Origin of the sequence: Saccharobesus litoralis (genome assembly GCF_003063625.1) — a bacterium.
GTDB classification, from domain to species: Bacteria; Pseudomonadota; Gammaproteobacteria; order Enterobacterales; family Alteromonadaceae; genus Saccharobesus; species Saccharobesus litoralis.
In genome coordinates this window covers 4,382,674-4,397,361 of the sequence record NZ_CP026604.1, presented here as the reverse complement: position 1 = coordinate 4,397,361, position 14,688 = coordinate 4,382,674, and the positions used below count along the sequence as shown (strand labels likewise).

General features: G+C 41.9%; 12 protein-coding genes. 2 read left to right on the top strand and 10 right to left on the bottom strand.

Annotated features, from left to right (window positions below):
* Positions 1 to 60: 60 nt before the first annotated feature.
* Complete coding sequence (locus C2869_RS16255; protein WP_159084200.1) at positions 61 to 558, top strand: hypothetical protein; 498 nt, start codon at positions 61 to 63, stop codon at positions 556 to 558.
* A 255-nt stretch (positions 559 to 813) separates the two neighbouring features.
* Here the strand turns inward: C2869_RS16255 and C2869_RS16250 are convergent, their stop codons facing one another.
* The 10 genes from C2869_RS16250 to C2869_RS16205 all read right to left on the bottom strand — a co-directional run bounded on the left by C2869_RS16250 (position 814) and on the right by C2869_RS16205 (position 13,119).
* Positions 814 to 3,147: a heavy metal translocating P-type ATPase gene (locus C2869_RS16250; RefSeq protein WP_108603945.1), complete on the bottom strand. Its 2,334-nt coding sequence runs from the start codon at positions 3,145 to 3,147 to the stop codon at positions 814 to 816.
* A complete protein-coding gene (locus C2869_RS16245; protein ID WP_108603944.1) occupies positions 3,134 to 3,580 on the bottom strand; it encodes a MerR family transcriptional regulator in 447 nt (148 codons plus the stop codon). The genes C2869_RS16250 and C2869_RS16245 overlap by 14 nt, the downstream gene beginning before the upstream one ends.
* Positions 3,581 to 3,661: 81 nt before the next feature.
* Positions 3,662 to 4,489: a formyltransferase family protein gene (locus tag C2869_RS16240; RefSeq protein ID WP_108603943.1), complete on the bottom strand. Its 828-nt coding sequence runs from the start codon at positions 4,487 to 4,489 to the stop codon at positions 3,662 to 3,664.
* Between the two features lie 111 nt (positions 4,490 to 4,600).
* On the bottom strand, positions 4,601 to 5,488 hold the full coding sequence (locus C2869_RS16235; protein WP_108603942.1) for a copper resistance D family protein: 888 nt from the start codon (positions 5,486 to 5,488) through the stop codon (positions 4,601 to 4,603).
* 17 nt (positions 5,489 to 5,505) lie between these two features.
* Positions 5,506 to 5,850 carry a copper resistance CopC family protein gene (locus C2869_RS16230; protein ID WP_228710688.1) on the bottom strand — a complete coding sequence of 115 codons (345 nt, stop codon included), beginning with the start codon at positions 5,848 to 5,850 and terminating at the stop codon, positions 5,506 to 5,508.
* Between the two features lie 81 nt (positions 5,851 to 5,931).
* Complete coding sequence (locus tag C2869_RS16225; RefSeq protein ID WP_108603941.1) at positions 5,932 to 9,090, bottom strand: efflux RND transporter permease subunit; 3,159 nt, start codon at positions 9,088 to 9,090, stop codon at positions 5,932 to 5,934.
* 14 nt (positions 9,091 to 9,104) lie between these two features.
* A complete protein-coding gene (locus C2869_RS16220) occupies positions 9,105 to 10,859 on the bottom strand; it encodes an efflux RND transporter periplasmic adaptor subunit (RefSeq protein WP_108603940.1) in 1,755 nt (584 codons plus the stop codon).
* Entirely contained in the window at positions 10,859 to 12,244 is a 1,386-nt protein-coding gene (locus C2869_RS16215) for a TolC family protein (RefSeq protein WP_108603939.1), read from the bottom strand. The genes C2869_RS16220 and C2869_RS16215 overlap by 1 nt, the downstream gene beginning before the upstream one ends.
* A complete protein-coding gene (locus tag C2869_RS16210; protein ID WP_108603938.1) occupies positions 12,244 to 12,723 on the bottom strand; it encodes a DUF411 domain-containing protein in 480 nt (159 codons plus the stop codon). Before C2869_RS16210 ends, C2869_RS16215 begins: the two co-directional genes overlap by 1 nt.
* A 108-nt stretch (positions 12,724 to 12,831) precedes the next feature.
* Positions 12,832 to 13,119: a hypothetical protein gene (locus C2869_RS16205; RefSeq protein WP_108603937.1), complete on the bottom strand. Its 288-nt coding sequence runs from the start codon at positions 13,117 to 13,119 to the stop codon at positions 12,832 to 12,834.
* Positions 13,120 to 13,482: 363 nt separating this feature from the next.
* Here C2869_RS16205 and C2869_RS16200 point away from each other — a divergent pair, with 363 nt between their 5' ends.
* Positions 13,483 to 14,310, top strand: a complete 828-nt coding sequence (locus tag C2869_RS16200) for a MipA/OmpV family protein (protein ID WP_108603936.1) — start codon at positions 13,483 to 13,485, stop codon at positions 14,308 to 14,310.
* Positions 14,311 to 14,688 lie beyond the last annotated feature (378 nt).

Here is a 14,688-nt window from a genome sequence, read left to right as displayed (position 1 = left end):
TATCGACTCAAGGATGAGTTGATGGCTGTTTCCTTCCTCTCATACCACTTAATACTCAAAATGAATTGTTATTACTATCTACCAGCTCTGTTATTTCCCATATTGTTATTATCCTGTGAGTCAACACCGCGAGACCCGCATGGTACTCGTAATCAACATTCAAAAATTATCACAGCGCACACGCCAAGTATCGATTATGAAAATCAACTGACCGTAAGTGTATCCAAGGGAACCATGGAATTTTTTGGTTCACAAAGACCATACTGGCCTGAGCTATTCTCTATTTACCTTGGAGAAACCAAAACAGTACGTTTTTATGAGCGACATAGACCGCTAAAAAAAGATAATCATCACATTGATGTCGTAGTGACATACACTGACGGGTTGCTAATCTTCGATGCCAATCCATACAATTACAAAATCCAGAATTGGGGATTATGGTTACCGTTGTCGTTGCGTAAATATCAAACGTTCGCTAACCAATCGACAGGCAATAACTTTTCTGTAAGTAATGTCAAAGGTATTGTGATAAGTATATTAAATCCAACACTCATCTAAGGAGGCTCATTTTATTTTTTATCGCGGAAATGCTAAAACTATAGTCTTTAGTGGGCTAATAACAAAAAATTCCTCACGCCTTATCTTGATCAATAGTATTGCCAACTCCAAACTTTAAAACACAAAGTAAATAACAACGCCCCACCAAATGAACGTGTTTACTATTGGCTATTCGGCTTAGAAAACCAAAACCACCATATTATCAAGGCAATTAATGCAACACCGACTAAATTAACTATCATCATATGATTTCCCTTACTGTGCTTGCGGTTTAAACAGTCTTAGTCGATTGGCATTCGACACGACAGTTAAAGAAGAAAAAGCCATCGCGGCTCCAGCAATCACAGGGCTTAACAAAATGCCAAAGAATGGATAGAGCAAACCAGCGGCAACTGGGATCCCTGCAATGTTGTAGATAAAGGCACCCAATAGGTTTTGTTTAATATTTCTCAAGGTCGCCTTACTGACTGCAATTGCATCAGCAAGACCGTGTAATGAGCCTCGCATCAAAGTTATATCTGCGCTTTCTATAGCAACATCAGTCCCCGTTCCGATAGCAAATCCGACATCTGCGAGTGCCAGCGCGGGCGCATCGTTGATACCATCACCAGTCATACCTACAATTTCTTGCTTGGCTTGTAGACTCTTGATTTTTGCCGCTTTATCTTCAGGTAATACTTCTGCGACAAACTCCGTAATACCTACTTTTTCTGCAACCGCTGCTGCGGTTTTATGATTATCCCCCGTTAACATCACTACCTTTACACCATTGTTTTGTAAACGTTTGATGGCCGATATCGAGTCAGGCTTAATCGGATCTGAGACTGCAATAATGGCAGACAATTGGTCATCGACCGCCAAAAAGACTGGAGTTTTCCCTTCCATTGCCAATGTCTGAGTCTTATGTGCTAAATGCGAGGTTTTGATACTATGACGTTCCATTAATTTATCATTACCCAGTAATACTTTTTGGTCACCTATGAGTCCCTCTAGGCCATGGCCAACCACAGCTTGAAACTGTTCTATAGTTTGTAGTTCAAGTTTACGGTCACTCGCTTTCTCAATAATAGCTTGCGCTAAGGGGTGCTCTGAGCCACTTTCAATGCTAGCAGCCCATGATAGCACTTGGTTTTCGTCTACAGCGTTAATCAAACAAATGTCGGTGACCTTTGGTTCACCTTGGGTAATAGTACCGGTTTTATCTAACACCATAGTGGTAATTTTAGAGGCCGTTTGTAGCGCTTCGCCATTGCGTATCAATACTCCTGCCTCAGCCGCTTTTCCAACGCCTACCATTACTGACATAGGCGTCGCCAACCCTAACGCACAAGGGCAAGCAATAATTAATACCGTGGTTGCAGAGATTACCGCAAATGCTATCGCTGGCTCCGGACCAAAATTAAGCCAAGCCATTGCGCTAAGTACAGATATAATCATCACAGCTGGTACAAAATAAGCAGAGATAACATCAGCTAATCGGCCGATTGGAGGCTTGGAGTTTTGCGCTTTTTTTACCATGTTAATGATGTGAGCCAACGCTGTATCCTTACCGACCTTAGTTGCTTTAAATTGAATAAGCCCTGTTTTATTCAGTGTCCCTGCAATGACATTATCCTGCTTATTTTTTTCAACAGGGATAGGCTCGCCAGTCAGCATCGATTCATCTATCGAAGTGTATCCACTGACAACAACACCATCGACTGGAATTTTCTCACCAGGGCGAACTTTAACAATATCGTTTAACAATACCTGCTCAACGGCAATTTCTATCTCTTTGTCGTCACGGAGCACGGTAGCGGTTTTGGCTTGCAAACCAATTAAACGCTTTATCGCCTCAGACGTTTTACCTCTGGCTTTTATCTCAAGCGCTAACCCAAGATTAATTAGCCCAATAATCATGGCTGTAGCTTCAAAGTAAACATGTCTTGCCATCGATGGCAGCGATTCCGGTATTAAGATAACCACCATGGAATATAGCCATGCCGTAGCTGTCCCTAGGGCAATCAATGTATCCATATTGGCGGAATGATTTTTAAAGCTGTTCCATGCGCCGGTATAAAAATGCTTACCAGAGAAATACATCACGCCGAACGTAAGCAAGCCTACGATTAACCAACTAACCCGCTCTGCATTGGTAGCCACCGTCATCTCACCGACTATCAAACCATATAGCATCAAAGGTATGCCTAGAGACAATGCAATTGCAGTGTCTCGTGTCAGTTTCTTATAATAAGCTCTGTCCGCAACTTCCTTTTCTTGTAATACCTCATCGCTTTGTTCAGTGATCGCCTTTGCATTGTAGCCCGCCGCTTCTACAGCCTTTATCAACACGTTGATATCAGCCGTTCCGGTTACCACTACACTTCTATCAGCAAAGTTCATTTCCGCATGGCTAACACCTTGTACACGACTAAGTGCCGCTTCAATTTTACCTACACAACTTGCGCAACCAGCACCTTCAATGATTAGCTGTTGAGTAACCTCAGTAGTCGATAGTTCAGCATGTTGTGGTGTTTGAGATTTAACCAATTGTTTAGTCTTCGAACAGCAAGAGCTTTTGCTCGCCGATGTAAAATTACTCGCAGCCATTGTTGATCCCTCCTTCATCATCTTTTTCATTTACAAGCTCAAAGCGCTCAATTAAATGACATACCATGTGCGCTGATGGAGCTTCATCAGGCAGTGATTCCCACTGTTGCAAAGCCTGATTCATCTTTTGCCGCAATCTGAGCATAGCTTGAAATTGCAATTCGGTTTCAGCTAATCTTTGTTTAATTAAGCTACGCACCAAAGGACAGGTACTTTTACCGTCCGAGGCTTCCGATAAAATTTGCTTGATATCTGATACTGAAAAGCCCAATTGGCGCGCGCTTAATATAAACTTCAGTCGCGAGACTTGCTCTGGCGCATAAAATTTATACCCGTTGGGAGATTTGCTGGGCTTAACTAACTTTAGCCGCGTGTAATACCTAACCGTATCTGCTGTCGTACCAAGCTGTTTCGCTAGTTCAGTTACTGTCATTATTAAGCCTTTTGATACACCTAATTAAATTATCTAACGTTAGTTTAGGCCTGTGCCTAAGACACAGGTCAAGGGTTTAAATCATTTTATATTGAGCTGACTTAAGGCTTTTTTATCAAAGCAAACAAAGCCATCTATCAAGGCGATGACATATAAATAATCATCTTGATAGAGTATTGTTCCTGCTGGGAAAGAATGCTGGCATAAACTAACTTCAAGCTGGCTACTAATAAATTGCTCATTTCCTAAATTAAATACAACGCCAAATTGACCATACTGTTTACTGATAAGGTTGATCTCGGATACAGACATATACCAATGAATTGTGCGCTGAGCTAGAGAAGGTACGGGCCAATAACTGCTGTTATTTTCTGATTGTGGCTTTGCTTGCTGATAATAGTATTCAATATCCTGCAATACATTACCCAGCATATCTTTCGCTAACAACTGAACTTTAACCATAAGAGAGCGAATGGAATCGTCAGCACCTACTGTTACTGGTTGTTGAATTAATACATCACCTTTATCTAGCTGTTCAGATAATTTATGTATTGATACACCAGCAAATTCTGGTTGTGCGATCAAATAAGGCAGAGGAGTCGCGCCTTTGCCTGCTGGTAACAAGCTCGGATGAATATTGATGGCATATTTAGCATCGATACTTGGGAGCAAATGAGCGTAATCCGCTACAACAAATAACTGAGCGCCTTGTTCGACGAGGTCATCAAGCTCTTGCTTGGTTGGTTTTGTCGTTGTTATTTTCGTTTTATTTTGCTGAGCCAAAATTGACACCTGTTGTACGTTACTGGCTGGCTCACATGTGTATATTGTAAGTATTTCAAACTGATTGGCGTAAAGGTGCGCTAGACAGGAGCAAAATAAATCTGTGCCAAAATAGACCGTTTTCATAATGCCTCCATCTTTTGGAAAAGGAACAGCAAGGAGAAAAATAAGGGCTGGTGTGGCAGATAAATAGCCAACATTTGTTTATTTGGCCAAACAATGTTTTTGCTTCTGCGTTTACATAGGAGGGGAGACAAAACTAGATAAACCTGTCGTGATTATTAAGATGCAGAGTGCAACTACGATTTCTACCCTTAGAGACATTTGCAAAGTTGTTCTCTTCTTTTTTAAGTTCGGTACTAATCGAAGCTTATGATTCGCCGCAATAGCTAAAATAATAGAAACCGAGGTAACCTTTACTAATAGAACTACCCCGTAGTCACTAGTAATGAGTTGACTGATAGAACTAAATTTTGAATAAGCTATGGTTAATCCAGCAAGAAGTAACATGGGCACAAGAAAAGACGCGTGTATGCCAAAGCGGTGCATTACTTTGTATAATTCGTCATTTGTTAAGCGCAGAGAGGAAAAATAGAGAGGTAGCAATAGTCCAAACCACCAAGCCATTATTATCAAATGTACCGAAACTAAACTTCGTAGAGTTAAACTCGCTGATGACATGTGACCCGCTACCGTATAAGACCAAGCCAGTAAAAAAATTAGAACTGCGCATATGCAGGAGCCAAATTGACGATTCAGTTTACTGTTTGGAATATAGGTACTGCTCCAAACAACAACGACAATCGCAATTAATATAACAATGCGGCTTATCGTGACTTTTCCTATACTCGAATCTGCCATCATTGAGAACATTGTTGGATCAAACATGCCCATGAACCCTGACTCAGCTAGTCCCCCTGTATTGGCTAAAAACCAGCATATGGAAGATAAGCCCCCCATTGCCATGCAAGCCAATATATATTGTTTTTTACTAAACTCTATTAGCCCTAAAGCAACATGAGAAAGCGCCGTACGTAGGTATATTTGACCAGTCAACAATGCAAAACAAACCGTAAACATAAGCTGGCTGATAAAAATCAAACTATTCCAAACCAACGCTTCCATCGTATTCTCCTATTCCTTTAATGAACCATAAACTCGGATGAACCTTTGATTTTGTGGCCGTCACTACCAAGAATTGTCCATTCTACTTCGTACATCGCTGGTGATAGCTTTGGCAGAGCCCACTTGAATTGCTTTTGAGCGTGTTTAGATGGTTTGAAGCTAAAGTTAACAACTTGTCCCTTTTTCTTTTTCAGTACCACCTTCACAGCCTTAACGGCATGATTAAAGCTAAGTGCTAACTCTTTTGGTGAATGCATTAGCATGGCGTTATTACTAGGGGTAATCGCTTCCAGTTTGGCGTGACCTAGTGCAGAGAAGGTTATAGTTAGTGTAAAAAGTAAAGTTAATAGTTTTTTCATCATTATTGTCATCTAAATTAAGTTATAAAGTTTTAACGATTGTCGTAAAAGGATTCTGTTTAAGAAGCTAAGAACAAATATGCTTTATGTTTTAAGGCTTCTATTAAAACGGTTGATTTCAGCTCGCTTAACCAAGCTATAAATAGCCGGTAATACAATAAGCGTTAGAATCACTGCGCTGGACATTCCGCCAACCATAGGAGCAGCGATACGACTCATGACTTCAGAGCCGGTTCCAGAACCATATAAAATCGGCAGTAAACCAATGATAATGGTGGCCACTGTCATCATGACGGGGCGAACACGCAAACCAGCACCATGTAACAAGGCTTCTTGATACTCAGCCGTCGATATAGGTCTAGTGTTTTCAGAGGCTTTTTCTTTAAGTTCATTGAGGGCTTGATTGAGATAAACCAACATAATGACACCTATCTCAACCGCTACACCAGCAAGTGCGATAAAGCCGACACCGACAGCAACAGAAAAGTTAAACCCTTCAAGGTACATCAGCCATAAGCCACCAATCATTGCCATAGGTAAGGTCACAATAATGATCGCCACCTCACTAAGAGCTCTGAAATTGAGGTACAACAAAATCACAATGATCGCTAAAGTTAACGGTAAAACGTAAGCCAGCTTTTCTTTGGCTCGCTCCATGTATTCATATTGACCTGCCCAGGTTAAGGAATAACCAGCGGGTAAAGTTAGCTCTTTTTCTAGCTTGGCTTTGGCATCATTGACATAGCTACCGACATCAACTCCATCAATATCGACATAAGTCCAACCGTTGATACGGGCATTTTCACTTTTAATACCAGGAGGGCCATTTTCAATATATACATGTGCTACATCTCCGAGCGCGATCCGTTGACCCGATGGTGTGACGACTGGCAATCGGGCTAATTGCTCAGGTGAATCACGATAGTCTTGTGGGTAGCGTAAATTAACCGGATAACGCTCTTGCCCTTCAACCGTTTGAGTAACGTTCATGCCTCCAATGGCGGTAGACACCACCTGCTGTACATCGGCAATGTTGAGTCCAAAGCGACTGGCTTTTTCACGGGAAATATCAACCTTGATATAACGTCCGCCCGCGACACGCTCAGAATAGACAGATGCTGTACCGTTTACTTGCGGCAGTATCTGCTCAATTTGTTGACCAATCTCTTGAATAACATCCAAATCCGGCCCCGCGACTTTAATACCTACAGGCGTTTTAATACCAGTTGCCAACATATCGATGCGAGTTTTTATCGGCATTACCCACGCATTGGTTAACCCAGGAAATTTAACTAGATTATCGAATTCCGCCTTTAAGCTATCGGTAGTCACACCTTCACGCCATTGCGATTGAGGCTTAAGCTGAATAAAGGTTTCTATCATGGTCAAGGGTGCAGGATCCGTGGCGGTTTCTGCTCGACCCACTTTACCAAATACATTTTCAACTTCAGGCACAGTGCGGATCAATTTATCGGTTTGCTGCAATAACTCTCTAGCTTTACCAATTGATATACCTGGATATGTAGTAGGCATGTACATTAAGTCGCCTTCATCCAATGGTGGAATAAACTCGCTGCCTATTTTGTCCAACGGATAAAAACCGACTATGGTAATCGCCAGTGCTGCCACTATGGTCAATTTAGGAAACCTCATCACCTGCCGAAGTACCGGCATATACAATGCGATCAGCACTCGATTAAGCGGGTTTTTCTTTTCAGACACAACTTTGCCGCGAATAAAGTACCCCATCAACACAGGGACTAGGGTAATGGCTAAACCAGCAGAAGCTGCCATAGCGTAGGTTTTGGTGAATGCTAAAGGTGCAAACATTCGACCTTCTTGGGCTTCTAAAATAAACACGGGAAGAAACGAAACAGTTATGATCAGAAGACTAAAAAATAATGCAGGCCCCACTTCTGATGCCGACTTTGCCACTATCTGCCAACGGTTATCGTCGGTTAGTGGGATGCCCTTTTTACTCAGTGCTTCCATATGCTTGTGCATGTTTTCAATCATAACTATTGCACCATCTGTCATGGCTCCTATCGCAATAGCGATACCGCCTAATGACATGATATTGGCATTAATCCCTTGCAGGTGCATGATGATGAAAGACACTAGAATACCTAATGGCAGTGTGATCACCGCAACGATAGATGAGCGCAAGTGAAACAAAAACGCGACACAAACCAAAGCAACAACCGCTAGTTCTTCTAATAATTTGCTCCATAAGTTATCAACAGCTCGCTCTATTAATGTAGAACGGTCATAAACAGGAACAACTTCTACACCAGCGGGTAAAGACGCTTTCAACGACTCAAGTTTGGCTTTTACGCCCTCAATGGTTTTTTGCGCATTTTCGCCAAAACGCATAACAACCACACCACCAACGACTTCACCTTCACCATTGAGTTCGGCAACGCCACGACGCATCTGCGGACCTAAATTAACGTCGGCGATATCACCGATAGTCAGAGGTGTACCTTGTTGATTGATCCCCAGTGGGATCTTCTCAATATCACTTACTGATTGGATATAACCGGTAGCAGTTACCATATATTCAGCTTCAGCCATCTCGACAACAGAAGCGCCTGTTTCTTGGTTACCACGTTTTAGCGCCATTTGAATATGACTAAGGGGTACACCATAAGCGCGTAACTTATCAGGGTCGACCTGTACCTGATACTGCTTAACCATGCCCCCAACAGCGGCAACTTCTGATACCCCATCAACCGTTTGCAATTCGTACTTTAAGAACCAATCCTGAATACTGCGTAATTGACTAATATCATGATTGCCGGATTTATCTGTTAAGGCGTAAATATAAACCCAGCCGACACCCGTGGCGTCTGGCCCTAACTGTGGCTTGGCACTATCGGGTAAACTAGACGCTACTTGGCTTAAGTATTCCAGCACTCTGCTGCGTGCCCAATATAAATCGGTGTCATCATCAAAAATGATGTACACGTAAGAGTCACCAAAAAACGAATAGCCGCGCACTGTTTGCGCCCCTGGAACCGATAACATGGCAGTTGTTAGCGGAAAGGTCACTTGGTCTTGTACCACTTGTGGCGCTTGACCTGGGTAACTGGTTTTTATAATGACTTGTACATCCGACAGATCAGGGATGGCGTCAACCGGCGTATTTTTTAATGAGTACAGTCCACCAAATGCAACAATCAGGGTAATTAACACCACAAAGAAACGATTGCCTACCGACCATCTAATAATTGATTCAATCATAATCAAATGTCCTATTAGTGATGCGAATGGTCGCTGTTAATATTGCTTTGTTCACTTGAACGAGTGTCAGGTGCCGGTAACGCAATTTCTGTGATAATTAGGTCATCTCGAACTTCAAACGTAAACCTGATCTCGTGCCCAGCTTTGAAGCCAGAAATATCTATATTGTCAGCCAATACATAGTCCAAGGTTGCTGCTGGTCTGTCCCATTTCTCTATTGCTTCTCGGCTAATATTTAAGGTGCGAGTGGATCCATCAATGGAGTTGATTGTGCCGTTGACTGTTGCTGTCGGAGCCTCGTCATTGCCAGCGTCAGGTTCAGACATAATATGAATGCCGGTAATTTCGTAGCCATCGTCTTCGGTCTTACTCACTTCAAAATGTAGAGTTTGTCCTGCTTGTAAAGCATTGGCATCGACGCCGCTACTTAAATTGAAATCCATGGTCATTTGTGGCCAGTCCCACGCCTGCACTGGGCCATGAGTAATATTGACCATTCCGTGATCTGCCATAACACTATTGACTTCACCTTCCATCCATACCGAATTTGGTACTCCATCGTGTGTCATACGCTTAAAGTCTGAGGTTTTGCTTGACTCAGAATCAATCAGAAATTGCGCGGAGGTAACTACAACATCGTCTTCGTTTAATCCTTGTAAAATCTCAATATTGTCGTGATCGACCCGACCAATATCGACTTCGATAGACTTAAACTGCCCATCACCTAAAGCCAGCACGACACGGTCTTGTTTACCCGTTCTGATCACCGCTTCTTTAGGGACTAAAATGGCGCTGTCAGCTCGATTAGCATGAATGGTGACTTGGGCAAACATATTGGGTTTTAATTGATAGTCAGGATTATCAAACTTCAACCTGACACGCAGCGTTCTGGTTTTGTTATTTAGTGTTGGGTATACATAATCAACAACTCCATCCCACTCTCGACGAGGCAAGTAATCAAGTGTCATTGAAACAGGCTGTTCTTCTTTGATTAGGGCTGCATCTCGTTCAAATATTTCAGCTTCCACCCAAACTTGATCAAGCTTAGCAATACTGAGCAATGTGTTTCCTGGCTTAACAAAAAAACCTTCTCGGATTTTTAGCCCGTCGACGACACCAGATTGGGGTGAATAAAATGTAATGCTCTGCTGAACTTTGCGGCTTGTTTCCAACTGCTCAATAAATTTTCCTGATAAATGTAAGGCTTTAAGGCGAGCTTTTGCGGCACTGATCAATGATTTATTGTTTCGACTTAGCGCAATAAGTAACTCTTCTTGGGCATTAACTAATTGCGGTGAGTACAGTGTATAAAGCGGTTGGCCTTTCTCTACAGGGTTCCCTGCGGCTTTTACGTATAGTTTCTCAACCCAGCCATCTACGCGGGGGTGAATATGAATAAGCTGCTCTTCGTCGTATTGGACATAACCCACAGTTGAAATTTCAGCATGCATGCTTTTCAACTCAACCTGTGAAGTACGAACCCCCAAGTTATTTACAACATGAGGGGAAATTTTAACCGCACCAGGCCCAAATTCATCTCCTGATGCTTCTTCATATACCGGTATTAAATCCATGCCCATTGGCGATTTACCTGGCTTGTCGCGCCGGTAGTTACTGTCCATTGGTGCAACCCAATACAGTGGCTTTTTCTCTGTCGATTCTGTTTGTGTCTTTGATGTAGAAGCTGGCTGCAAAGCAGATAATATACCTGCACCCACCACAGCCCCTACCAATGAAGCGATTACGGTTAATTTTAAATTAGCTGACATTATTCTGTTCTCTGTTTAGCTGTATGGGCAATGTGATAACTCGCATCGCTCTTAGCGAAAAAATAATTGATGCGAGCTAAAGCTTTTTGCACATCCACATCAATTTTTAAGGCTGCAATATTGGCGTTGAGCTGGGCAACTCGGGCACGAACGACTTCGGCAAAATCTCCGTCATCATTGGTATAAGCAATCAATGCTGCCTCTGCTTGATCTTGCGTTTGTGTTAAGATTTGTTGTTGATAACGAGCCTGGCGCTCAGAAAGGCGTTTGACATGCAATAACTCTTTTTCGAGCGAACTCAACATCGTTTTGGTCAACAGAAGCTTGTCTGTTTTAATTGACTCAGTCTGTGCAACTGAAGCTGCAACTTGTTTATCTTGTCTATTGTCAGTAAACAAGGGGACATCGAAAGTGATACCAACCGAAAATAAATCAGCTCTACTCGACCCGTTTGGTGCACTATCTCTGAGGCCATAACTGGCATTGACGCCCCACTGAGGTTTATATTGCTGTTTGGCTAAAGCCTCTCCTTGCTCTGCTGCTTTTTGTTTAACACCGATTGCTAAAATAGCTGGGTGCTTAGCTAGTATTCGAGCCAATTTATTGCGTGACAGTGGAGAGTCTTGTAACAATTGCGGATTGAATAATTGAATTTCAGGTAAGTGATTTTCAACAAGCAATTGACTTGGTTGCATATCATAATCAAACGCTGACGCTAAATTGTCCGCATCAAATCGATGTAACCATTGACTTAGTCTTGCGCGCGCTGACTCCAGCTTTTGTTGTTCAACACTATATCTATCTTCTAGTTGGGTAATTTCAAGTTGAGCACGAATAACGTCTTGCTGCTTTGTTTTACCTACTGCGTTGGCATAGCTCACCTTGGCAACATCCGCCATTTGTTCAAACAATGTCCAATCTTTTTTTATCAACTCAAGTGTACTTTGAGCGAGGTAAACATCTAACCATAGCCCAGACACTATGCTCGTTAGCTTCGCTTTTCGATCTTCACGCAATAATGGAAACTGAGTTGATTCTGTTTTCAGTTGCGCGCTTTTGATGGCGAGACTGTCTCCTCTAGGAAACATTTGAGACACACCAAGTTTGAATTGGGTCATGCCTTCTTGGCCTATGTCCCAGCTATCAACCGGCATATTTAGCAAACCAATGGATACTTTAGGGTCAGGCAAGGTGCCAGCTGCGACACTGGTATTTTCTAAGGCTGATTGTTTTAACTTACTACCATATAGCCAAGGATCGTTTGCAATAGCTTGCGATATCGCATCACGCAGAGCGAGTTTGGTTTCCGCTTTTACATGAGTAATAGACAAACTAACGCCAATGGCTAGCGCGTAAATCAATCGTAGCGGCTTCGTTATTTTCATTAAAATTGATCCTTATACTGATTTACCTTGGCATACACTTGACTGCTGCCATCCTTAAATAAAATCAGTACGTTATAGGGGGTAAATTTATTTCCAACTTCCATTCCTGGTGAGCCTAATGGCATAGCAGGCACCGCTAGTCCAATGGCATTTTCATGTTTTTCTGCCAAGAAACGTTTAATAAATTTAGCAGGGATATGACCTTCAAAAGCGTAGCCATTACGTGATATTGCCGTATGACACGAGCGGTATTTTGAGGTAATACCATATCGGTTTTTGACAGGACTAATATCACTATAGTCTTTGCTATGAGCAATAAAGCCTTCATCTTCAAGGTGAGAGATCCATTTTTTACAACAACCACAGGTTGGGGTTTTGTATACAAGTAGTTCGTTAGTAGGCACATTGTTTTCTTTTGCATTTGCGCCTGCTGATAACATAATCAGCGTGATCATGATTTTAAAATAGTTAGAAACCATATTTTGCCTCCAGAGCAACTGGATCCTTATACGTCAATCGACATTAAGGTGATAACAGGGAAATTAATTTAATGTGTGGCCATAAATTTTAGGCGCACTGATCCTGTGTTAGGCAAAAATGGGTGGGCGATATAGTGATTTAGCTGTATTTTCTAGCAATAAAGGCGTGTTAAAACTGATTTTTTCACTAGAAATAGGGAGTGATTCAAAGCCAAAGTTAGCATCCATTACAAACGAATTGGATTGGCAGAGGTTTGCAGGGCATTTGCAATCAGTATGAAGACAGGCGGAGGAGTTATCCATTGACGACATATCAACCATGTCGGCCATATGGTGACCATGATGCATAGTGTGGTCTTGCATTTGCTGATGTTCAGCGGAGGCCGTATTGGTCATATTACATACCATTGTTCCATATGCGTACGCTTGCCCAATAAGAGCAAGTGATATCACAAATGTAATAATCAATCGGTACAAAATATTAAATCCATACGTTACAAGGTCACTCTTAATATATTACATATGTTCTATGGTTGTAAATATGATTCAAGTCAACTATCGAAGGATAATGGAGTGCAATCATAGTTAGGTAAAGCATAAGTATTTGATTTCTAGTAAGTGCTTCCCGATATTTTTCCTACTAATGATTAAAAGCACTGCACCAATATATGATCCCTCAACTGAGATTCATCGTATCAGACGAACAAAATTCTGCAATTAGACTAAGATTTATACAGCGTTTAAGAGAAGGTTAGAAAAATGAAGAATATAACAGCCGTTTTCATAGCCATAATTGTTAACTGTTTTTCCATTTATACGGCGATAGCACAAGACAAGAATTCAGTTTTGGTTCCCTTACCCTCTGTTGATGACTTTACAAAAGGGGAAAATGGATGGGCGTTTGGGTTAGGAGTTGGTATTGAATATGAAACTGCTTATGAAGGTTCAGATGAATTTGGATTAGAAGTCCAGCCCGCTGGTGCAGTGCAGTGGCGAAATGGTGACCATATATACTACTTTGCAGGGGAAGCATTTGGCTGGAGGGGGCTTCTGTCAGATAATTGGTTATTAGATGCCTTAGTTGGGTTTGAAGAAGGCCGAGCTGAAAGTGACTCAGATGAAGGACGGCTTAATGGCCTAGGCGAACAAGAAGAAGCTTTTGAACTTGTGCTTCAAGCTCGTCGTTCTTTTACTTCTGATTGGCGCTATTGGTTAGTTGGTCGTTTAGTGACAGGTGATGAAGGCAATTTAGGTTTATTTGGCGCTGGTCGTCGTTTTGGTCATCAAACCGACGGTACTGGGTCTGAAATCAACGTGGTTGTTGTTGTTCATGACAGCGAATATGCCAACAAAGGTTTTGGCATCAATAAGTCTCAATCAGCTAATTCTGGCTTGAAAGAAACTAATCTCAGTGGTGGACTACGCTCAATTGGCATAGATTATAATTATCGGCACAATATCAATGATAATTGGCAAATCTTCGGCGAAGCCCTTTTTGAATACTTCAGTAGTGAAGTCAGAAACAGCCCTATTGCTCGCAGTAATTATGAAACTGAGGTAGGTATTGGGGTTATTTATATATTTTAGGTTACTTAATTTGAAACACGTAAATTAGTATAGGAACTCTGACAAAGCTTAAAAAAAGTAAAGGGTTACCAGACAAAGCCACAGGAAAGGTTATCGTACTAGGATCAGGCAAAAAATCAGTTGCGGTTCTTTCTCCTGCTGATGGTAACAAGATGACTGCTGATGTAGTGGCAGTGGATGGTGCAAAAGTGCTGGTTAAGATTAAAGAGCAAGGCCATCATTCAGTTACTGCTAGGGTTGCCTTTTAGCTCTGCAACAGAGCGACAATAGCTGCTATTAAAATATTTGCATGGTGTTAGTGAAAAGTACAGAGCTTCTTTAAACGATAGGCCAATTTCGATACATGAGCTTCCTAGTGATGTAACCATTTTTTGTAGT